Annotated in this window: 17 protein-coding genes; 8 read left to right on the forward strand and 9 right to left on the reverse strand. The window is 46.6% G+C overall.

All coding sequences use genetic code 11. The features are described from left to right. On the reverse strand, positions 1–3,580 hold a 3,580-nt coding region (locus tag FEM33_RS23130; RefSeq protein WP_201747831.1), incomplete at its 3' end, for a putative Ig domain-containing protein. Positions 3,581–4,373: 793 nt separating this feature from the next. Here FEM33_RS23130 and FEM33_RS23135 point away from each other — a divergent pair. Together FEM33_RS23135 and tal are read left to right on the forward strand one after the other, a co-directional pair. Beyond that, positions 4,374–6,188 (forward strand): glycoside hydrolase family 15 protein, encoded by a 1,815-nt coding sequence (locus FEM33_RS23135; RefSeq protein ID WP_139014352.1) that lies wholly within the window; start codon positions 4,374–4,376, stop codon positions 6,186–6,188. Between the two features lie 121 nt (positions 6,189–6,309). Next, positions 6,310–7,407 (forward strand): transaldolase, encoded by a 1,098-nt coding sequence (gene tal, locus FEM33_RS23140; protein ID WP_139014353.1) that lies wholly within the window; start codon positions 6,310–6,312, stop codon positions 7,405–7,407. A gap of 211 nt (positions 7,408–7,618) precedes the next feature. Here tal and FEM33_RS23145 read toward each other — a convergent pair whose 3' ends face one another. From FEM33_RS23145 to FEM33_RS23155, 3 genes are all read right to left on the reverse strand, one after another. Continuing rightward, the gene (locus FEM33_RS23145; RefSeq protein WP_139014354.1) at positions 7,619–7,900 is read right to left on the reverse strand and encodes a hypothetical protein; all 282 of its coding nucleotides are present in this window, start codon (positions 7,898–7,900) and stop codon (positions 7,619–7,621) included. Then, a complete protein-coding gene (locus FEM33_RS23150; protein WP_139014355.1) occupies positions 7,897–8,142 on the reverse strand; it encodes a hypothetical protein in 246 nt (81 codons plus the stop codon). Before FEM33_RS23150 ends, FEM33_RS23145 begins: the two co-directional genes overlap by 4 nt. 404 nt (positions 8,143–8,546) lie before the next feature. Then, positions 8,547–8,843 (reverse strand): hypothetical protein, encoded by a 297-nt coding sequence (locus FEM33_RS23155; RefSeq protein WP_139014356.1) that lies wholly within the window; start codon positions 8,841–8,843, stop codon positions 8,547–8,549. Positions 8,844–9,458: 615 nt separating this feature from the next. Between FEM33_RS23155 and FEM33_RS23160 the strand changes: the two genes are divergently transcribed. From FEM33_RS23160 to FEM33_RS23175, 4 genes are read left to right on the forward strand one after another with little or no spacing between them, the layout of a single operon-like run. Then, on the forward strand, positions 9,459–10,823 hold the full coding sequence (locus tag FEM33_RS23160; protein ID WP_139014357.1) for an ATP-binding protein: 1,365 nt from the start codon (positions 9,459–9,461) through the stop codon (positions 10,821–10,823). A gap of 41 nt (positions 10,824–10,864) precedes the next feature. Continuing rightward, a complete protein-coding gene (locus tag FEM33_RS23165; RefSeq protein ID WP_139014358.1) occupies positions 10,865–11,239 on the forward strand; it encodes a response regulator in 375 nt (124 codons plus the stop codon). Further along, positions 11,236–12,282 (forward strand): adenylate/guanylate cyclase domain-containing response regulator, encoded by a 1,047-nt coding sequence (locus FEM33_RS23170; RefSeq protein WP_139014359.1) that lies wholly within the window; start codon positions 11,236–11,238, stop codon positions 12,280–12,282. The genes FEM33_RS23165 and FEM33_RS23170 overlap by 4 nt, the downstream gene beginning before the upstream one ends. A 2-nt stretch (positions 12,283–12,284) precedes the next feature. Continuing rightward, positions 12,285–12,863 (forward strand): HD domain-containing protein, encoded by a 579-nt coding sequence (locus FEM33_RS23175; protein ID WP_139014360.1) that lies wholly within the window; start codon positions 12,285–12,287, stop codon positions 12,861–12,863. A gap of 51 nt (positions 12,864–12,914) precedes the next feature. On the opposite strand, the gene FEM33_RS23180 is transcribed toward FEM33_RS23175, so the two are convergent. The 3 genes from FEM33_RS23180 to FEM33_RS23190 all read right to left on the reverse strand — a co-directional run bounded on the left by FEM33_RS23180 (position 12,915) and on the right by FEM33_RS23190 (position 19,076). Continuing rightward, positions 12,915–16,163, reverse strand: a complete 3,249-nt coding sequence (locus FEM33_RS23180; RefSeq protein ID WP_139014361.1) for a cyclic nucleotide-binding domain-containing protein — start codon at positions 16,161–16,163, stop codon at positions 12,915–12,917. 201 nt (positions 16,164–16,364) lie between these two features. Further along, positions 16,365–16,715, reverse strand: coding sequence for a hypothetical protein (locus FEM33_RS23185; protein ID WP_139014362.1), 351 nt, complete (start codon positions 16,713–16,715; stop codon positions 16,365–16,367). Positions 16,716–16,838: 123 nt separating this feature from the next. Beyond that, positions 16,839–19,076 carry a phage head spike fiber domain-containing protein gene (locus FEM33_RS23190; protein WP_139014363.1) on the reverse strand — a complete coding sequence of 746 codons (2,238 nt, stop codon included), beginning with the start codon at positions 19,074–19,076 and terminating at the stop codon, positions 16,839–16,841. Between the two features lie 627 nt (positions 19,077–19,703). Here FEM33_RS23190 and FEM33_RS23195 point away from each other — a divergent pair. Both FEM33_RS23195 and FEM33_RS23200 read left to right on the forward strand, forming a co-directional pair. Then, positions 19,704–20,312 (forward strand): OmpA family protein, encoded by a 609-nt coding sequence (locus FEM33_RS23195; RefSeq protein ID WP_139014364.1) that lies wholly within the window; start codon positions 19,704–19,706, stop codon positions 20,310–20,312. Between the two features lie 39 nt (positions 20,313–20,351). Continuing rightward, complete coding sequence (locus FEM33_RS23200) at positions 20,352–21,233, forward strand: DUF2382 domain-containing protein (protein WP_139014365.1); 882 nt, start codon at positions 20,352–20,354, stop codon at positions 21,231–21,233. Positions 21,234–21,308: 75 nt separating this feature from the next. Here FEM33_RS23200 and FEM33_RS23205 read toward each other — a convergent pair whose 3' ends face one another. Together FEM33_RS23205 and FEM33_RS23210 are read right to left on the reverse strand one after the other, a co-directional pair. Beyond that, the gene (locus FEM33_RS23205; RefSeq protein WP_139014366.1) at positions 21,309–22,217 is read right to left on the reverse strand and encodes a helix-turn-helix domain-containing protein; all 909 of its coding nucleotides are present in this window, start codon (positions 22,215–22,217) and stop codon (positions 21,309–21,311) included. Positions 22,218–22,276: 59 nt separating this feature from the next. Further along, on the reverse strand, positions 22,277–23,035 hold the full coding sequence (locus FEM33_RS23210) for an SDR family NAD(P)-dependent oxidoreductase (protein WP_139014367.1): 759 nt from the start codon (positions 23,033–23,035) through the stop codon (positions 22,277–22,279). Positions 23,036–23,124 lie beyond the last annotated feature (89 nt).

Below are 23,124 nucleotides of genomic sequence, written 5' to 3' on the forward strand. Positions count from 1 at the left end.
CCATCGTAAAGCCGGTGCCCTTGCCGTCCTTGTCTGCCAGCCCGTTCTCCGTCCCGCTGAAAGTCAGGGCAAACGGAAGTGCTACCGTCAGCTGTGCGCAGGGCAGAAAGCTCAGAGGCAGACAGCCTGCCGCAGGTGCCGCGCTGACCGAAAGGCCAAAGACCGTGCCCGCAGAAGCCTTGCCGTCCGTTGCCGTCAGTTTGATGCGGTAAGCCGCCGCCACAGATGGCGTGCCGCTGAAAGTCACCGTAGCAGCATCAAAAGACAGCCACGAAGGCAGCGCCGAGCCGCCTTCCAGGGATGCCGTATAAGTTAAAGGATCTGAATCTTCATCCGTGAAAGTGCCTGCTGCCATCTTGTAGCTGAAAGCCGAGCCTGCAACAACACTCTGGTCCGAAATTGACAAGGCCAATACCGGTGCATGATTAATAGGAAGCAATTTATTGATATGTACCGTAACCTGTGCCGTAGAGGAAAGTGCCGGTGTAGCATTGTCTGTAGCCTGAACGGTCAGTACATACACCGAGTCCGTAGCATAGTTCAGTGCACCTGCAAGTGTAATGGCTCCGCTCTCGGAATCAATGGCGAATCTAGATGCCTGGTTGCCGGCAGTAATGCTGTAACGAACCGTCTGGCCGGCAGCGTCCGTTGCGGAAACCTGGCCGATGCCCGTGCCAACTGCAATCTCTTCCCCATGCGTGAACGAGTAAGATGCATTGGCAAAAACAGGTGCCTGGTTGGCAGGTGTAAATTTATTTACCTTAACAGTAACTTGTGCCGTAGCAGAAAGTGCCGGAACAGCATTGTCCGTAGCCTGAACGGTCAGTACATACACCGAATCCGTAGCGTAGTTCAGTGCAGCGGCAAGTGTAATGGCGCCGCTTGCCGAATCAATCGCAAATTTGGACGACTGGTTGCCGGCCGTAATGCTGTAACGAACCGTCTGGCCGGCAGCATCCGTTGCGGAAACCTGACCGATGGCTGTGCCTACTGCAGTTTCTTCTCCATGCGTGAACGAGTAGGATGCATTGGCAAAAACAGGTGCCTGGTTAGCAGCAGGTTCTTCTTTTGAAACAGAGAAATTGTCAAAATTGAAAGTGACAGGTTCAGTGCCATTGCGATGCGTGGCAAAAATTCCTGCGTAAACGGTTTTGCCCGAAAGTGCCAGATCAGCAATATTCAGGCCGGCAGCTGCTGAAGTACCGCCTACATTCACATATGTAGTGCCGTTGGTGGAGTAGAAGCCTTCCAGTTTGTTGTTGATCAAATCTACAACCATCCGAAGACGTACTGTCCTTGTGTTAAGCCCGGTGATGGCAGCAGTAATCTTGCGGTCGGAAACATCAGCACTTACGTCATTCAGTTCCCTGCGCAATTCTATTTTGTTGCCGACAGCAACCAGTTTCAGATACGTTTTGTCATTCAGACCAAGCCATATACCGCCCTGTTCGGAATTAACGCCGTTGTAAGGATTGATAAGCGTTGTTTCGAGCGTGATTTTGCCGCTTGCAGTAATGCCTGCTCCCAGCGCATTGATCTGATTGTTGTTGGTTAAATGTGCAATTCCCTTGTTGGTCAGAACACTAAGGATGCCATTTGCCACAGTCAGTTTGGAAGGTTCGTAACCAATGATGTTTGAGAAAGTAGCCTCATTGTCGGTAGCCTGACGGGCGCCTGAGTAAGCATCCACCATGGTGAAACCGGTTCCGGTTTTGTTTTTATCAGCAAGACCGCCTTCGGTACCATCAAAGTTGAGCGTAAACGGCAAAGCCACTGCAACCTGGTCGCAGGGCAAAGTACTGATCGGCGGGCAAGCCACCACGATCGGTGAGACGGCTGTCGTTACCGTAAGGTTGAATTCTGTGCTTGCGGAAAGGTTGCCGTCCGTAGCCGTTACAATAATCCTGTAAGCAGCTGCTGTTTCAGGCGTGCCGCTGAAAGTATTGCTTGTGTTATCAAATGAAAGCCACTGGGGCAAGGCAGTGCCGCCGCTCAGTGAAGCAGACAGTGTCAGTTTGTCGCCCTCTTTATCCGTAAAAGTACCGGCAGGAACGGCAAAAGAAAATGCAGTACCGGTTTTGGCGGACTGGTCCTCAATCGCAGCGGACGCAACCGGTGCCGTATTGACCGGAGCAGCAGTTCCGGAAATTACATTTAAATCAAAATCAGTAAAAGCCGAAGCTTTTCCGTCCGTAGCAGTAAGTCTGATGCTGTAAGTGGCCTCAGCTGCCGGCGTACCGCTGAACGTGTTGTTCGACTGGTCAAATGTAAGCCATTCAGGAAGCGAAGCGCCATTGCTTAAAGAAGCTGAAACAGTCAGCACATCTCCGTCCGCATCCGTGAACGTACCGGCAGGAACCGCGAAAGAAAATGCAGAATCCAGCTTGGCTGTTTTATTGCCGATTGCAGCAACAACGGGTGTCGCATTAGTTGGGGCGGAAGCCGGGTTTACAGTTAGCGTAAATTCCGAGCTGGCAGAAGCCTGTCCGTCCGTAGCGGTGAGTTTGATGCTGTAAGTGGCCGCAGTTGCCGGCGTACCGCTGAACGTGTTGCTTGTCGCATTAAATGTAAGCCATTCAGGAAGCGAAGTGCCATCGCTCAACGAGGCTGAAAGTGTCAGCTTGTCTCCGTCCGCATCTGTGAAAGTGCCGGCAGGGACCGTGAAAGAAAAAGCAGAATCCGCTTTGGCCGTTTGATTTGAAACAGCGGCAGCGGCAACAGGTGCCGTATTGGCCGGAACCGGCGTAATGATCGCCGTATTGATTTTTGTATTTGTTCCGCCGGTGGCGTTGATTGTCAGGAAACCGTCTGTAACAGTTGCCCGTACCTTGGCGGATTTGAACCGGGTTGAAGCGCCAGCCGCACCGCTTGGCACGAAGTTGGAAAATGCGTTAACGCCTTCTACGTTAAGCGTATGGCTTTCTGGAACCGTGCCTACATCGCCGTCTCCGGCAGAAACAGTAACGTCGTAGGACCCGTTAGGAACTTTCATTTCCCAATAGCCTTCGACTCTCGTACCGTTGAAAGAAGTAGTGCTCGGAATGGTATTGGCCTGCATGTGCATCAGGGTAGCCAGCAAAATGTTATCTGCAGGCTTCGTGCGTTTACGGCCGTTTCCAAGGTTCGATGTTCCGCCTACCGACAAGTCCACCGGTGTGCCGTCTGCCACCTTGCGCCAGCCGTATTCCAGGCCGCTTCCCTGGCTTGTGCCGGTTCTCGGCCCGAAAGGCTGTCCGTAATCTTTCAGCCAGCCATCAGGCGTTACCGTGGCTGCATCCTGGAAATTCACCTTGAATTCCGGGGCCGGATCCGCTACGGTCAGTAACCGCGCATTGATCCCTTTGGACCTTACCTGATTGCGTGTAAGGCCATGTTCGGAATTCAATTTTTCCGATGACCGTACAGCAGCTAACCGGCTGTCTACAAAGTGTTTGAATGGACGGGAAAAGAAATCGATTTCCCGTACAAAGTTCAGTGCATGCGACTGAACACTGACGATCAGGCCAATTAACAAAATCAATGGCCAGACCCGTGCATAAAAGCGTGCGAGCTTGTCAGTAAAGAAGTAATCTTCTTTCATAATTGATAGAATAGAGGGAGTGATTATATTGAAAAAGATAAATTCGCTTCAAGCCCGATGCCATCACAGCTCGGGCTGGTGACATCGAAATATTGAGGATGAGTAAGGAGAAAAGAGGAAATTTGATAATGCTGATACATACTGATTTTTGACTGAATTACTGTTAGAGGAATATGAGCGTTGCTAGTATTACTTATTGATGGCTGAAAGATAAAACCAGAATAATAATCGGTATATATTATTGGGATGATGACCTGTAACTACGGGGTAAAATGACCATTTATGAGGGTTTGAAATCCGGAAAATTGAGGTGAAATCCAAGGTGCATCATTTCCGAAATCCGAAATTTTCCCTGGAACACTACAATGTAATTTTGTTTATGAAGCGAAATAGCTCTTTCATGTGAAAGCCGGAATTTCCATTTAGCTGGAAATTGAACTATACAACTATTCACATCCGCTGACAACAATGAATAGAAATAACTTATTGAAATTTTAGCAGAAATACTTCTGTAAATAATCAAAGTAGTAGGATGCAGCCGTTTTTGTGAATATGTGAAAAAAGCTATTTTGAAATCAGCCGTTTCGTCCGGTCCGGTTGCAGGCCGGGGGGATATTTTACAGCTATTACGCCATGACAATGCATCCGTGAACCGGAACATTGCCATGGCGTAACACCGGTTTTCAGTCCATAATTCGGATTATTACAGGCATTGTTTCCCATGCTGGCCTGGTTATTTTCTGAATTCTGATCAATACGCATCAGTCAGAAACCTATATCAAATCAGTACGTAATGCAGGATAATATTAACCACGAGTACAACCGGATTGAAGATTACGGATTGATCGGAAACATGAAAACGGTCGCATTGATTTCGATGAACGGTTCGATTGATTTTATGTCTTACCCGACCTTTGATTCTCCGACTGTATTTGCAAAGTTGCTTGATTCCCGAAAAGGCGGGAGCTTTTCGGTGACACCGCATCTGCAGGATTACAATACAAAACAGCTTTATCTGCCCGGCACGGCCGTATTGCTTACGCGGTTCTTTTCCGAAGAGGGAATTGCAGAACTTACCGATTACATGCCGGTGCAAAAAGGACACGCGATCAAGTCCAATGCCATTGTCAGGCAAGTTAAAACGGTACGCGGAAGTATCACGTACAAGGTGAAGTGCGCGCCTGCGTTCGATTATGCCCGTTCGAACCATACTTGCGAAGCCGGTGAAAACGAAGTGTTTTTCAAAGTACAGAATGATCAGAAAACGGTCATGCGCCTGCTTGCCGATGTGCCTTTGCAGGTTGTGGACAACAGCGGTTATGCGGAATTTACACTTAATCAGTCTGAAACCGTTTATCTGGTGCTGGAATGCGGGCATCAGCATATCGAGGAAACGAATCCAGTTGAATATTACAAAAATTACACGTACAAGGAAACCATCGGATACTGGCGAAAGTGGTCGTCCCAATCCACCTACAAAGGCCGCTGGAACGAAGCCGTAAATCGTTCTGCCATTACGCTGAAACTGCTGACTTCTTCGGAACACGGTTCCACGGTGGCAGCTGCGACTTTTGGCTTGCCCGAAACGCTGGGCGGAGAACGCAACTGGGATTACCGCTATACCTGGATCCGGGACGCTGCATTCACCATGTACGCATTTCTGCGGCTTGGCTACACCAGTGAAGCCACGGCATTTCTCAAATGGATCCATGCCCGCTGCCAGGATGATAAATTGTACCTGATGTATTCCATTGACGGAACACATGAGCTGGCAGAAGAGGAACTGAGCCACTTCTCAGGATACAAAAACTCTAAGCCGGTCAGGATCGGCAATGCCGCGCAAAACCAGCTGCAGCTGGATATTTATGGTGAGCTGATCGATACCATATACATCTATAACAAACAGTATTCGGCCGTTACTTACGAATTCTGGGAAACCATCGCGGAACAGATCGAGATCGTGATTGCAAGCTGGCGGAAACCGGATCACGGAATCTGGGAAATCAGGAATGTGGAAAAGGAATTTCTGCACAGTCGGCTGATGTGCTGGGTTGCGATGGACCGCGCCATCAAAATCGCGGAATTCCGGTCGTTTCCGTACCCGAAACAGCAATGGAACGAAATCAGGGATGAAATTTACCTGGACATTTACCATAATTTCTGGAATGAGGAAGTAGGGGCGTGGGTGCAGTACAAAGGCGCCGGCCATGTGGATGCCAGCGTATTGCTGATGTCGCTTATGCACTTTATTTCGCCGCATGAACCGCGCTGGCTCTCAACGATGAAAGTAGTGGAAAAGGAACTTGGCCTGGACGTATTGCTGTACCGTTACCGAAACGGTAAGGAGTCTTTCGACGGGCTTGAAGGCGAGGAAGGCACGTTTAACATGTGTTCGTTCTGGCTGATCGAATCGCTTGCAAAAAGCGGTCAGGTGAGCAAAGCACTGGACAGTTTCGAAAAAATGAACGGATATGCGAACCATCTGGGACTTTTCAGCGAGCAAATCAGTTATAAAGCAGAACACCTTGGCAATTTTCCACAGGCATTTACGCATCTTGCACTCATCAGCGCAGCGCTTGAAATTGACAAACAGCTGGACCGACTTTAAAATATTTTTATTAAAATACCTGAAAAAGCAGTAAATCCGGTATTTCAGCGTATTACTGGCTATATTCAGACTTGTTTAGAAAAACATTAAAACCGAGTTTACAATTTAATTGAATTGAAATATGACAACTAACAAGGTTAAACAAATCCATGATCACGGTCAGAGTATCTGGCTCGATTTCATTGACCGCGAACTGATGCGGTCCGGAAAGCTGCAAAAACTGATTGATGAGGATGGAATCCGCGGCATAACTTCTAATCCGGCTATTTTTGAAAAGGCAATTTCGAGCAGTTCCGATTATGATAACGATATTGCAAAACTGGCAACCGGCGATAAAACAAATGAAGAAATTTTCTTTGCGCTCGCAATCGACGATATACAACAGGCTGCCGATTTCTTTGACAAAGTCTATAATGAAGAAGTCGTCGGTGCAGACGGTTATGTAAGTCTGGAAGTTTCTCCGTTTCTGGCACTGGACACGCAGGGAACGATCGATCAGGCTCTGGACCTCTGGGAAAAAGTAGACCGCAAAAATGTCATGATCAAGATTCCCGGAACGCTGCCCGGACTGCCAGCGATCCGCAGGGCCATTGCAGAAGGTCTGAACATTAATGTTACGCTGCTTTTCGGGCTCGAACGCTACGAAGCGGTAACGGATGCGTACATTTCGGGGCTGGAAGACAGGCTTAATGCGGGCGGTGACATCAGCCAGATATCTTCGGTCGCAAGCTTTTTTATGAGCCGTATCGATGTGCTTGTTGATCCTTTGCTGGATGAAAAAGGACTGGGCGATCTGAAAGGAGAAGTGGCCATTGCGCTCGCCAAGAAGGCATACGAGATTTACCAACGCGTTTTCAGCAGCGAGCGCTGGAACAAACTTGCAGAAAAAGGAGCCAAGCCGCAACGTCTGTTATGGGCCAGCACCAGCAGCAAAAATCCGGCATTCAAGGATACCAAATATCTGGAGGCGCTGATCGGCCCGAATACAGTGGACACGGCGCCTCTGGAAACCATCGAAGCTTTCCGCGATCACGGCGTGGCTGCAAACAACCTTGAACCCGGTCTTGAACAAGCTACCGAATTGCTTGAAAAGGTAAAAAATGCAGGTATTGATCTGGAAGCAATTGCACAGCAACTTGAAAAGGAAGGAATTGACAAGTTCAATGCGCCTTACGAAAAGTTGCTGAAAGCAATCGAAGACCAGAAAAACAAGTCATAACGGAGCTGGAAAAAAGTTTCGCTCGGATCATTTTCATTGCAGAGATTTCAGCCCGGCAAAGGTCGGGCTGAAATCTTTTTTTGTTGGTACCGTCCGGTTTTCCGTAAACAGAAAAACCGCAACCTCTTTGCTTTTATACAAATCAGTTACGGTTTAAACGGCTTTCAATGGACCTGAAACAGATCCGCATCAGCAAAGTATCAAATGCATTTTATGCCCGGGAAAAACTGAACGGCACAATGTTGTATTCAATAAATACTTTCATGATCTGTTCTTCTGAAATCGTGTGATTGTTGAGGTACAAATCGTAAATACTTGTCCAGAAACCACAGCCTTCATTGGTTTTATACCAAAGTTTAAACATAAAAATAAGGGACGGCAATCCGTAACCGGAATAGCTCAGCGGCCTTTCAAGTTGCTCCGACATTCGGTTTCCCAAACCGCAGATCGGAAAGCTGACTTCGTACAATGCTTTATTTTCTTCCAGGGTCATGCCGGTAACGGTAAATTGATGATGAATTCGGGATCAGGCTGGAAACTGAAAGAAAAACCTTCATTGACAGATACACTCTTCGAATACATTTCAATGATCCTTTTCCGGTCGGCATAAATAACTTCACTGTTAAATAACCGGGCGGCTTCTATGTGATATTGAATGTCATAATTTTTATGCGGATCGTATTGGCCGTAAGTACGTTCACATACTATTTGCAATGCAGCTTCATAGGTCATCATACTCGATTTTGGTTTAATTAAAATGATAGAGTTGGGTTTGAAATCAGAATTCGGTTTGGTCTTTTAATTCATTTGCATGCAAATGAATTGAAGTTATTAATGTTATTAATCAGCTAATAAATTGACTTGTGCAAAGATATCTGGTGTGCCTGCTATTCATGAAATTACTGTGGTGAGCAGGCTGAATTATGGGGTCAATCGGGCCGGAATTCAGGAAAATATAAATGGCCGGACTGAAAAGAGAAAGCAGGAAATCTGACTGGAATTTTATACGGGGCAACTGAAACGATTTATAAAAATCCGGCTGTTCAGGCTGTAATCAAGTAAATATAAAAAGGTGCAGATGAACCGTCAAAGCTGAATAAGCCGGCATAACAGCCTGATCGGAACATCTGCGGGTACGCTTAATTACAGCTTTCAAAAGCTGTTTCTTCTATTTCTTTTAGGGCGCTCTTGTGGAACTTTCTGTTTCTTAATTTTTTGAATTCTTCAATCAGATCACGTTCACCGACAATTTTATGATAATCGCTGTATATCATGATCATGGCCAGCACAAAGACGTCCAGACAAAGCATGATAACAAATCCCTTGCGCTGCGCCGTCATACCGATATGGCCTATACGAATGCTTATTTTAAGAACAAAGGCGAAAATCAATCCTGCCGAAGCAGCGTACATAAAAGTATTAAAAAGCTTTTTCATTTGGTAATAGAGGAGTTGTTCAGGCAAATGCCGCAGTACTTAAAAAATATTAACTGGTTTTCAGTGCGTTTACGGAGTTAAAAAATTCTGAAAATTATCCGGATTGCAATCGCATTTCAAAAGGTCTTCCAGAATCATAATCAACCTTGTTTTTTAATTTTTCCGAAAGGTATTACATTCCCGTAAACCTCTAAAATCGCTGTGGTGAGTGCCATAATATTTGGGGTCAACGCGCATGAAATAGTTTGAATAAGCTGAAAGCTAACTGTATTCCAACTGCTGGTGACCACTTTATAATTTGAAGAAGTAATTGCGTATTCCGCAATAAGAATGTAACCGTTAAACAGACTATTTGACTTACCTATGCCTGTTACCGCGGCACGTTTTATTTTGTTAGAATATGATTAAAATTTTGCATGTAATTATTTGAAAAGCATTTGTAGAAATACAGTACCGGAATGAAAATAACAGGTTCATGACCATCATTTTACCGTCGTACGGATCAATTACTCCGGTTATTTGAACGTGTTGACAAGTGCATGTCAATGAAAATAATTACTTTGCTTTGAAATTGACACTGCGTTATAAAAGAACAAAAAGCAATTTAAAACCTGCATGGAGTATTTTCTAGTTTCCATTTTCCTGATCCAGTACGTTCGTTCTTCGTTACAAACCAAAACGCATTTTCCGAAACAGGATCAGATCCTGATATACGCCAGAGGAATTTCCATTGCGCTGATTGGTTTGTATTATGTATTTGACGAAAGGTCCTGGTTTGACTGGTTCTGGCATATTTATACCGTTTCCCTGCTGGTATATCTTTACAGGAACGAAGAATTTCAGTCGCTGCGAACCGTTATTCAGTCATTTATTCCGTTCATTGCCATTTCCGTGCTGCGGGATCTGGTGAAAGTTCTTTTCCCGGCTTCCTATGACAGAATCGATTACATATTCGAAGTCGCTATTTCGGCTGCCTTTATCCTTTGTTTCGTTATCTGGTTCTATGCCAGAAAACAGCAGCGTATCCTTGCCAAGGAGCGGGAAGAGCGGTTGCGGGAAGAACAGGCAAGCAACGCACAGAAACAGTCGCTTGAATACCTTGTTAATGAACGGACCATCGAACTGACCAAGCAGAAAGAGGAACTGCAGAAGACAATTCAGGAACTGAGATCGACACAAAACCAGCTGATACAAAGTGAGAAAATGGCATCTTTGGGCGAGCTTACCGCCGGAATTGCACACGAAATCCAGAACCCGCTGAACTTTGTCAATAACTTTTCAGAAGTATCCGTTGAACTTTGTCAGGAACTGGAAGAGGAAATTGACAAGATAACAATGCCGGAAAATGACAAGGATTACATAAAAGGCATTATCTCGGACCTCAGCCAGAACCAGCAGAAAATTACGCACCACGGCAAACGGGCGGATTCGATTGTAAAAGGAATGCTTCAGCATTCCAGGGCATCGTCCGGCGAAAAGGAACCCGTGGATATCAATGCGCTTGCCGACGAATATATGCGGCTTGCCTATCATGGGCTGCGTGCGAAGGACAAGGAATTCAATGCCGCGCTGGTTACGGATTTCGATGCAGCTATCGGAAAGGCAAATGTGATGCCGCAGGATCTGGGCCGGGTTTTCCTTAATCTTTTTACCAATGCGTTTTACGCCGTTGCCGAGAAAAAGCGCCGGCTCGCAGCATCCGGAAGCCGGCAGGATTACAAGCCCGAAGTGAAAATCAGCACCAAAAAATTTGACGGTAAAATCTATATCCGGATCACGGACAATGGAACAGGAATTCCCGAACATATAAAGACTAAAATTTTTCAGCCGTTTTTTACCACAAAACCAACCGGACAGGGAACGGGCCTGGGGCTTTCCATGAGTTACGATATCGTCACGGCCGGACATGGCGGTGTTTTGGATGTGGATACGGTCGAGGGGGAAAAAACAGAATTCAGAATAACGCTTCCGATCAGCTGAAAAACGGTTTTGAACAGCTGGGAAAAGCACTAACGATTGATATGAAAATACTTGTAGTTGACGATGAAGAAGATGTGAAATCGCTTTTTGAGCAAAAGTTCAGAAAGGAAATCCGCAGCGGTCAGTTTGAATTTTCCTTTGCCTTTTCGGGAGAAGAAGCTTTACGGTTTCTCGGGAACAATCCTTCCGGCGTGGTCATGATTTTGTCCGATATCAATATGCCGGGCATGAGCGGTATCGAACTGCTGAAATGCATCCGCAAGGATCATCCCGCCGCGCCGCCTAAAGTGATGATGATCACGGCATACGGCGACAGCGGCAACCACGATCAGGCTATGCATTTCGGTGCGGATGATTTCCTGTCCAAGCCGGTGAATTTTAATGAATTAAAGGTCAAATTGCTCAATACCCTATGAAAGCGAAAATTCTGGTTGTGGACGATGAGACCGATCTGCAGTTACTGATCAAGCAGAAGTTCCGGAGACAGATCCGAGAACAGGAATACGAGTTTGTGTTTGCAGAAAACGGCTTGAAAGCATTGCAGGCGCTGAACGAAAATCCGGATGTTGACATGGTGCTCAGCGACATCAATATGCCTGAAATGGACGGACTTACGCTGCTGGTCCGGCTGGGCGAAATCAGCCCGATCCTGAAATCGGTCATTGTGTCGGCTTACGGCGATATGGATAATATCCGCACTGCCATGAACCGGGGCGCATTTGATTTTGTGACCAAGCCCATTGATTTCAAAGACCTGGGAGTGACCATGGAAAAGACCTTGAAATATGTGGCGCAGCTGAAAGAAACCATTAAGGCGGTACGTGAAAACGACATCCTGCGCATGTATGTGGATGCTTCGGTACTGCAGTTTATGACGCAGGATGCTTTTGAGCAATCGCTCATGACGAGCGAGAACATTGAAGCTACGGTCGTATTCATGGACTTGTGCGGCTTTACTTCCATTTCTGAAAATGAGCCTGCGGACCGTGTGGTCAAAATGATCAACAAGTATTTTGATGTGATGGTGAAGGAAATCATTGCGCAGGGCGGATTGGTGGACAAGTTTATGGGCGATGCCGTGATGGCCGTGTTTCGCGGCGATTACCATCTGGACCGTGCCGTAGAGTCTTCGCTGGCCGTCAGAAATCACATCAATGGCTTCAGAGAAGAACTTTCGAATCAATCCGGTTATTACCCCAAAGTTTCAATCGGCATCAATTCGGGTGAAATGGTTTCCGGCAACATCGGTTCGGCTGCGCTGAAAAGGCTGGACTATACGGTAATCGGTGATGCCGTGAACGTAGCTCAACGGCTGCAATCCATTGCTTCGCCCGGGCAGGTCGTAGTGCCGGAATCTGCATATCTGCTGATTAAAGAAGCATTTAATTGCAATCTGGTCGGTGAAGTAAATCTGAAAAACAAGGCGAATCCTGTTAAAATATATGAAGTGCTGGAATAGTTATGAACGTTGAAAAAGCAGAGGAATACATCATCGGCCAGCTGGGGTTAAGGCTGTCGGAAACGCTTTATTATCATGGCCTGCATCATGTGGAAGACGTAACGCAGGCCGCCCTGAACCTGGCCGGGCAGGAGGGAATTACAGACGAGCAATCCATCAAACTGCTCCGTACCGCAGCATTGTATCACGACTGCGGCTTTATGAACACCTATCAGAACCATGAAGAGGAAGGCTGCCGGATTGTCCGGGAAATATTGCCGGATTTCAGGTTTACGGAAGCAGAAATTGCATCGGTCTGCGGAATGATCATGGCCACCAAAATTCCGCAGAACCCTCAGAATCATCTTGAACAAATCATCTGCGATGCCGATCTGGATTACCTCGGGCGCGATGATTTTGAACCCATTGCAGAAACCTTGTTCCAGGAACTGAAAGTCCGCCAAATCGTTGCCGATCACGAAAGCTGGAATCAGATTCAGGTGAAATTCCTGACCGCACACCATTACTGGACCCAGTCAGCAACGCGACAACGTGCCCCGAAAAAAGCAATCCATCTGCAAAACCTGATCAAATCAATCTGATCAATTCACATCTGACATTTCACTTTTCACATCTGACATTTCACAAAAAAATCACGACACACGCATTTTTTCGTTCTGCACTCGGATCCGCTGGCAAAGTATCCGCAGCACATTGCGCAGAATTTCATCCCGTTCTTCCATCAGTTCAAAAAAATCTTCCTGATCAATCCGGAAAACCAGTGCGTCCGTCTCGGCAACGATTGTAGCCGAGCGCGGTTCGGCATCCAGCAATGAAAGTTCACCGAAGATTTCACCTTTGTCAAACAAGGCAAGCTGTCTGGACCCGTCATAAACGCCGATCTGCCCGGTATAAATCACGTACATGGAATCGCCGAGATCCCCTTTAGCAAATATTTCCTGGCCTTCGCTGTACGTTACTTCTTTCATGATCGGAGCGATGGAACCGAGCACGTTTTCCGGGGTCTGGGAAAAAATACGCGTGTTTTTCAGGACTATAACCCTTTCCATTTCAGAAATTTGCCGGGCTGCTTCTTCGTGTTTCATGCTTTCAGTAATTGTAAAAACCGGATTTTCCGTTTGTGACAGTTGTGTAATTCTATGTCTGGCCGCATCGCGTACAAGCCGGGAAGGATGATTGATTAATGCCTGCAGAAGCCTGCTGTTTTCATCATCCGGAACACAGTTCTGGATGGCCAGTGCAATGGTCCAGGGTGTAAAAAGCTTTTCCCTGCGTGTTAAAATATAAGGAACAACAGGCATTCCGGCATCCGGATCGGCCGTATACTGCCGCAAAGCTTCCCGCTTTTTCAGGATGGAAATGTCTTCAAACAAGGCATGCAACGAAGGATAAAGCATGCGCGGAATCAGACTTTCAATCATTTCCAGCGAGTTGGCCCGTTTTTCGCGGGATGCATGCCTGATGCCGTTCCACGCATTTTGTACGGCATCCTTGTCATACTGCATCATAAAAAGATAGAACAGCCGCTGGCCCGTTTTTTCAAGTTCATACTCCAGCGCATCGTTCCAGACTTTGTTTTCGCCGCTTTCGTCCATTCCGTTCAGTAAAACGGAAGCATGGATCAGTTCTTTTTCAACAAATTCAGCAAGGGATGTTCTGTATGCATCGCTTGGCTTGTAACCCGTAAGTGCTTTCAGTGCAGACAGATGAATAAAGGTATCGGCTGCTTGTACATTAACAGCGGAATCGGAATTTACAGCAGGTTTGCTGTTGTAAATGTTTGTAACGAGTTCAAAAAGCGTCCGGAAAACGAAGTCGTTTTTGTTTTTCTCGGCTGCTTTTACAAAAGTATCGATCCGTTTTCCGGTAACATCCCGGTGCAGCCAGTCCTGAACAATGCGGATGCCGGAATTGCCGGATCGGATCAGTGCGGTTAAAGTCGGTTTGTTCAGGTTTTCGGCAAGAAGCGGTTTCAGTTCCTGAATCAATTTTGCGGAACCATACGTAGCGGCCACTTCCATGGCGGCATTTTTCACTTTTTCCGAACCTTTATCCAGACAGTCTCTTAGGCTGTTTTCATAAGAATCCAGACCGGTTGTCTGAATGCAGTCCAGCGCGGTAAGCTGTGATTTTTCGTTTCCGGAAGCAAAAAGCCTGCGCAGCGTGCCATGGATCAAGGGCAATGCCTGTCCTGCTTCCCAACAACCCAGAATAGCACCTTTTACAATATCCAAGTCTTCGTGCGAAAGAAAATAAGCCAGTTTTTCATCAGAAAGCCGGGACGCCGAGCATGCAATGCGGACGGCAAGTGTCTGGCATGCGGACTCCGGTTCTGTTTCAATATAGGCCAGAAATGCTTTCGAAAGTTCGGGTTTTTTCAATGCGGCCAGTGACTGCAAGGTTTTCAGCCTGACTTCCGCATTGGGATTTCCGAGCAAAGAATCAACATTTTTACTGAATACGGAAACCTTGTTTACCGCCAGCCATTCGATCGCATTGATCACTTCTTCCTTACGCTGACTTGCGAGGTTTTCCGTTATAAATGGCAGCGCCTCCGCCGAGGAAGCCATTTCACCGCTCCTGATAAACCGCTTGCTGATCGCACTTTTCAGTTCGAGCATATAATGGCGGTATGCCTTGCGGAAAATAAAAAGCGCCACGACGGCAAAAAGCAGTGACAGGTCAAAAGTAAGGCTGATGTCGCTGAGCTGTTGTGTATAGACAATCCATAGCAGCAATCCGGCGATCAGCATTCCGAGCGGCTCAAACAACCCTTTGGCAAGCGTATGACCTTTCAGGCGGGTTTTGGTGGATAAAGGCTGAAAAAGAACCAGGAAAACCGGATCGAAGATGGTTCTTCTGACGAGCTCAAACAATAAATAGGCAATGCAGTAATACACCAGCAAGGACGGCTCATCTTTCCGGAAATAAGATGAAACCAGCAGTCCGAGCGAAATGGCAATAGTCGTGAGCGGCAGTAAAAAGAGCGTAAGCCGCACCCCGAAACGTTCGACCGTTTTTCCTGAAAACAGCATTTTTACCAAGGTCGCAATCACATACGTGGCCGTAAGCAAAGACCCCACGAAGACAATGACGTCATGCTGGCTGTGAAACTTGTATTTTACATTGACAAAAAAATGGTACTCGATCCATGTTGCCGTCGCCGCCATGGCCGCCATGCCCAGACATAAGGATGTAATCAGCTTGTTGCCCCCGAAATATTTACGAATAATCCTGGAATCCGATGCCGATGTCTGTCGCGGCCGGGCATGATGCGGGTTCGGGATTTCGGTAAACCGGAAGGTGAGCACCTGCGTGTAAAATGCCAGGGCAAAAAAGACCAGTGAAATGATCAGTAAAATCATCAGTACCGACGGTGAATGAATCAGAACGGCAAGCACGGCGCCGAGTGCCTTGGCCGGCATATCGCCCGAACCGATCACGCTGAACAACCGTTTGCTTTGCCTCACGTCAAAAACCAGCGCCGACAATCCCCAGAATTCCAGATTGATAAGTAAATAGATAATGCGGTAACCGACCATAATGGCAATGGCCGTGGCAACGCCGTGCCCGACGAGCAGCAGCGCCATTACGGTAACCACCATCAGTAAGGACGAAAGCATGGTGCCCAGGCTCAGCCTTTTGAGCAAAAGCCTGTGTTCGAAATGTTCATAGACTTTTCCGGCGGCCATTACGGCAAGCGCAGCAGCTATGTAAGCAATCGGTAGCGAATATTCAGGATGGTTTTCAAGCAACAGGACATTGGCAGAAACGTAAACGAGCGTTGTGCCGACATTGATAAAAAAGTTATGAAAGAAAAATAGGATCGTCTGCGGATTGATGGAATGAAATAAACTGTTGTTTTTGATCAAGGATTTCATAAGGTCTGAATACGGGCTTCAATCCTGTAAAATAAACACTTATTCTTCCTTTTAAAAACCCGGATTGCAGATTTAGCTTCCGGCTGCACTGTAATTCTATCCGTTCAGAAACTAAAAAGCCCACAGCCGTTTGATGGAACAAACAGCCGTGAGCCATAACGTGGAGTAAAATAGTAAGATAATGAAAGCCTTAGGTTGCTGCTAAGCCAGGGGTTGCGGGGCGGCGATTCCGCGTGAACCCGGGAAAAGGCGCAGTTGCGAAGCATCCTGTTCAATATGTACAGTCAATGGCGTAAAGCCGTCTTCGGCCATGTACCGGATCTCGCAGGAATGCGCAGGCGTTTTAAGTTTTCCCTGCTTGTTGACGAGATTGACGATTTGTTTAACACCGTCCACATGAAATTCGTAGCTGCCGTTTTTGCAGGGCATTTCTATGGACAATGATTTTGTATAAGAGCCTGCCGTCTCGTTTTCAGGCATTTTGAATCCGGTTGCAAGGGTACTCAGGCCAAGTGAAACAACCTGAAGAAAATTTCTGCGTTTGATGTCCATTTTATGATAAGTAAATGTCCTGAACTGGTTTGGAATAACTGCTGTGAAATTTGTTTTTATTAATTCCTTATTTTACTGAATGCTTTCAGCCGATTGGCAGCAGCTGCTTTGAAATCGATGTGGTTATACAATCAGTAAAGGATTGGTAATCCTGGATTCGAGCGAAGTATTAAACTGTACTTCCATATTTGCATATTCCACGGCAACCGTCTGAGGCATTGGCGACCGGTAAATGCCAAACTTCCAGTATGGGCCGGTTTCATCCGGATAACCGATTCCGATGTTGGAAATATTCACCAGCTCCACGCCGTCTTTCCACCATTGAAACTGACCGTTGGTTGGCGAGAAACGGATGCGCATGACGTTTTTGTGCCAGATTCCGCGCGTAAACTGGCTCGTGCCTCTCAGAAAGGATTTCGGACTTACCGTATGCGGTGTTACCGTTGTGGAGCAGGTAAAAGCTTTGAAAGTGTCAAGTCCTTCCAGCCTGAAACCCAGCACCGGCGGTGAACTGATATCGCCTTCATCTTCGCTGGCATGAAACTGGCCGAGGTAACAGAAGTCGGACGGTTCCAGGGTAAGTGCTTCCCCCGGTTCGATTTTGATTGCGAATGAAAGCCATACATCCTGATCATAAGGCATTTGTGCGCCTTTCATGTAAAACTCGGAACGTTCGCGGTATTTATTGGTATAGTCTCCGGACCAGACTTCTCCTGCATTTACTACTGCGCGGTACAGCGGAGACGTTTTATTCATTGCTTTCTGAAGAGACCATTCCTTGTTCGCAGTCTGTGTCATATAGGATTTGTCGAACATGCTCAGGATGGTGCCCGCGTTTCCAACAGAAACAAACTGCTCGGGGAACAAGTTAACGGCAATATCCTCATGCTCCGAGTTGATCATACTGGAATCATAAAAATTGATGATCTGGATTTCGTTTTCCGATTGTTCAATCTGATAGTTGGTACTTGTCTGTTTGATCCAGTTTCCACCATCGGTTCTTTGTGTAAAAACGTCCGATGCACTGCTGGAACCCGGCCTGTTCAAGGTTACTATGTCCGCTTTTCTGGTAACGGGAGTGGCATTGGTACGGATATAACTTGTCATTGCAACGGCTTTTTCCAGCTGGATTCCCCAGATCAGCACACCGCTTGTACCGTCACCGGTGTAGGATTGCTTGCCGTTGCTGATTTCACAACCGATTACCGTCGAGGTATTGGAGGAAGATGCGATGAAAGTGGCAGCACAGCGGAACCAGCCATTTCCTGCATTCTCTACTGCCGATCCGATAAAAATGCTGCTTTTGTTTCCTACAATTCCGTTTGCTATGTCAAAATGGATCGTAAGTCCGCTTACATTGAAATAAACCCAGGTGCGTTCGGCGGCTTTAAAAAATGCACTGAGTGTATATGTATTTCCCGCCTCTGTGCTGATTGTCGGATTGGGCACAATATAATGGGTTGTACTGCTTGCCGTGCTCTCCTTTATTTTGTAGCCAAAAGTTTCACCGTCCGGAGATTTCACAGTCGAAAGCGGTGTACTTGCAGCTTGTTTGCGCCACGGCGTACCTTCCAGCTTTTGAGAATAAGGGATCAGGTTGGTACTTTCCGGTTCTATCAGTGCTCCTGCCAGTAACGGGGCTGCATTGGACAGCCTGTAATTGTACCGCAGGCCCATGTAAGGGTTTTCGGCAGTCGGCGTGTAGGCAGTCATGTTAATTCCCGGCTCCATTTGTGCGCCCCAGGCATAGATGTATTTTCCGGTAACACCTGCATAGCTTGCCATACTGCTGTCATTCAGAATGTAAACATGAAAGCCGGATACCGAACCAAGGTCAGGAACGGCCGTTAACTGAAGTCTCCACCAGCCGTTGCCGCTGTTAACCGCCTTGTAACTGATCAGATTGGAACTGGCCGCTATAAAAGTACCATTGGCAAGATCAAGTTTTACAGTCGGGTTGCCTCCGGTAAAAGAAGTGGAATCTGAAAAGCTGAACTGTATTTTGCTTCGCGATCCTGCTTTAAGGTACATACTTACCGTAACCGGCTGTCCCTGCGGAACGGGAACAATGCGTGAAATCCTGTGTTCGCCGGTTTTGATTTCTTCAGTTATTTTGCAGGCAGTGCCGGAACCGTCCGGTGCCAGCGTGTCGCTTGTCGTTGCAGCAAAGGCCATCACCTGAACCCACGGGCTCAACGATAATTTGTGACTTTGCGATATCCAGTTTCTTCCCGGTTGTGCAAAGTGCAGGTATCCGTCCGAGCCGTAATAGGAAGCTTCACTTTCTCTCATAAAGGAGATGTTGTTGTTAAGCGATGAAGGCTCTTCTCTGAAATCGAAAGCTTGAACTGGTGCTAGCATTTTCCTGAATATTTGTAATAGGTTGAACTAAGTCTGTTTGTTGAAAAATTGATTCAGCTGACGGAGCCATTCAGCCGGGAAAGCCTGAAAACATGAAATGGGTTACCCGGATTAAAATGCTGCGTGTTAGAGTTATGTGTGAATCAGTGTGTTACTCGTTTGTAATTTGATGAAACAAAATTAGACGGGGCGCCGTCCTGAAAACATGACCTGCGTCATGTTTAAAACTAACATTAATTATTTTGTCAGAATTGACGTATTATTTCACTTATAATAGATATCGTCTGCCTAACAAATTGTAGTAAATATTTTAGAAGGTATTTGCTTTCGCGTAAAATCATGAAGAGATTGGCGGAGATAACCGGCATATTTTCATGAGCAGCCGGCCGGAAGTTTACATGAAAAGTATAGGCATGATGCTGGTTTCCGAACCCGTGGAACCTGTATACGATCGGGACCGCTCCGCAATCCGAATTCCCCAAAACAGCGTAAAGCAGGCCTGTTTCTGCTGTTTTCCTGCTGATTCTGATTGCTGTATTTTACAGAATCCGGCCTGGCATCATTTTTAGAGCCATATCCTTCAGGCAGAGAAACTGCATGCATGTTTTAAATAAAAAAATAGGAAAAATGGCTGAATTAGACGTCCAACCCAAAAAGAACAATCCATGGCTGATTTGGTTAATCCTTGCGGTACTTGTTGTGGCCCTGATCTTTTACTTCCGCAGCAACAGCAACGACAAGAGCGTATCCATCGGCAACGACAGCACTGCAACGGACACTTCCGCTCTGGCTGCCTGGGACAATGTTGACTGGAATGCCTCTGAAACTTCTTACGAAGAAATTACAGATACCACGATTTCGGTGCGGGGAAACAAGGATTATACGATCTACGGACTTGGCGAAAACATTTTGTTCAACGTCGGCGATACGGCATTGCAGGCAAGTGCGCAGTATCAGCTGAAACAAATCGCCGCTTCCGTAAACAAGCGTTACAAAGAAGCTTCTCTGGCTGTTTACGGAAGAACCGATTCCACCGGAACGGCCGGCCTGAACAAGGAACTGGGCAAATTGCGCGCGGAAGCTGTGAAACAGTGGCTTGTTGAAAATGCAAATATCAACGCGGATAACATTGCTGTTTATTCCAAAGGACAATCCGATCCGGTTGCAAGCAACGCAACGCCGGAAGGCAGACAAATGAACCGAAGAGTGGATATTGTTGCAAGGGCGCAGAAGTAAGATTTGATTCTAACATTTTAACTCTAAAAGGATTTGACAATGGCCATAAATGATGATTATAATGAAGAAAACCGCCTGCAGGAACTGGGCGGCAGCGATTTCGAGATTGTAGACGGACAGCCGGATATCAAAGGCTGGGAAGTGAAAAACGCAACCGGTGAAGATCTGGGTGAAGTGGATGAACTGATTTTTGATGTAACAAGCCGCAAAGTCCGCTACATCGTTGTGGATCTGGATGAAAATGACCTGAATCTGAACTCCAGAAAAGTACTTGTCCCGATTGGGCTGGTGACATTGCAGGAAAATGACCGCGAAGTGATTTTACCTTCATCCGAAGCACAGCATCTTTATGCACTCCCTGAATACGAAAAGGGAAAAATCACTCCGGCACTGGAATCAGAGATACGGAATACGCTGACCGGACTTGGACTTGCGGCAGCGGGTACTGCGTTGTACGACCGCCATCCGGAAGGTTTTTACAATCACCAGCATTTTGATGACACACAGTTTTATGCAGGCCGCAATAATGCAGACCCTGTTAAAATCCCGATTATTGAAGAGGAACTGAATGTGGGCAAAACAGAAGTGGAAACTGGCGGTGTGGCCGTTACAAGCAAAATCATTGAAACGCCTGTAAGCGAAAGCATAACGCTCCGCGAAGAACAGGTGCACGTTACGCGTGAAGCAGTGGACCGCCCGGCAACTGTTGATGATTTTGAAACTTTCAAAGATGGAAAAGCAGAGCTGATCGAAACCCGGGAAGTGCCGGTTGTAAGCAAAATTGCTACCGTTGTTGAAGAAGTTTCCATCCGGAAGGAAGTAGGAGAGCGAAAGGAAGTAATCAGGGATACGGTACGGAAAACCGAAGTCGATATTGAGGATATTGACCATGACAAACCGGAAACCGGTCTGAATTTGTAATAGATTCCGGTTTTGAAAAAGCCAGACAAAAAGGATCGCCATAGCAGCGATCCTTTTTGTTTGGTAATTGAAAATTTATGAACGGAATGCAAGTGGCGTAAAAGATGTCTGCTTTTTGAAAGAATTGGAAAAATGCGCCAGATCGTCAAACCCCAATGTGAAAGAAATTTCCGAAATGTTCCAGTCCGTCTGTTTAAGTAAAATCTTGGCTTCCTGAATGACTCTCGTACGGATAATTTCTGTCGTGGTACGGCCAAATGTTTCCTTTAATACCTTGTTCAGATGATTTACATGAACCGCCAGGGTATCGGCATAATCTTTCGCCGTACGCAGGTTCAATCTTTGCTGCGGAGATTCCAGCGGAAACTGACGTTCCAGCAGTTCAATGAACAGCGAAGAAATACGGTCGGAGGCACTCTGGGCCACATGCAGCGCCGAAGCGGGCTGAAGTTTCTGGCCGTAATGGATCAGTTCCATGACCAGATTGCGAATCAGGTCGTATTTGTAAACATAGTCCGTGCCCATTTCTTTGTACATCTTCCGGAATATATACTCGAGTTCGTCCGTTTCTTCCTGCGTTAGCTGGAAAATAGGTAATTCGCCGGGCTGAAAAATCGGCAGATCGTCCAGTACAATCCCGGCTTTGTTTTTTGCCAGAAAATCCGCAGTAAAAATGCAAAAGAACCCCGACTGGTTATCGTCCTGAGGCAGCCAGTGATATGGAATCCGGGGCGTGGCAAAAAGCAAGGCACTTTCGTGAATATCAATGACTTTATCGGCGTATTCTGCCCGGTTTTTTCCCTTGATCAGACTGATTTTGTAATAGGCCCGGCGGCTGTACGGCATCATGCGCGCTCCGCTGTTCTGTTCAAAAAGCTTTTCCGTTTCAAAAATATTGAAATGCCCGATTTCCCTCGTGATCCCTTCGGGAAGTTTGGCGGTGGCTTTCTGATAAAAGTCCTCGATGGATGAATTGCCGATCATTTCTTTTTTGCAAAAATCAAATTTAAACGCTTTGCATGGCCATTCAAAATCCGGTTGTTTCAAAGATTCATTCCGCCGGAGATTTCTATACGCTGCGCATTGATCCAGCGGGCATCTTCGGTACATAAAAATGCGACCACACCGCCGATGTCATCCGGCAGGCCAACACGTCCAAGCGCAGTAATATGGCTGATATGTTTGTTAATTTCCGCATTGTCCCGAACCCGGCCGCCTGAAAAGTCCGTTTCAATCGCACCCGGTGCAATGACATTGGCCTTGATTTTTCTGGGTCCGAGTTCCGCGGCCAGATATCTTGTAAATACTTCCACAGCGCCTTTCATGGAAGCATAAGCAGAAGATCCCGGCATGCTGAAACGCGCCAGACCGGACGAAACATTGATAATCCCGCCGCCGTCGTTCAGTACAGGAAGCGCTTTTTGCGTCAGGAAATATACCCCTTTGAAATGCACGTTCAGTAATTCATCAAACAGTTCTTCGGTAACATTTTCAATCAGTGCATTGCCGCCCATTCCGCCGTTATTGACCAGGAAATCAAAACGTTCGGTATTGAACTTGGTTTTCAGGACTTCTCCGAGCCTTTCGAAAAAGGCACCAAAGCTTTTTACATCACCCGCATTCAGCTGCAGCGCGGCTGCCTTTTGCCCGGCCTGTTCAATCTGCTCAACCACATGCAGTGCTTCTTCCTCTTTACTGTAATAAGTAAGAATGACATCAATCCCTTTTTCGGCCAGCTTGAGTGCCATGTTTTTTCCCAAACCGCGACTTCCGCCGGTTACAAGTGCTATTTTCTTTTCCATTATTTCAAACGTTTTTTTGATTAGGCAAAGGTGATTAAAATACGGGTCTGTGGTTTGTATATATCAATCCGATATTTGCGAATTTCAAT

It is taken from the genome of Dyadobacter flavalbus (assembly GCF_006149045.1).
Lineage (GTDB): Bacteria > Bacteroidota > Bacteroidia > Cytophagales > Spirosomataceae > Dyadobacter > Dyadobacter flavalbus.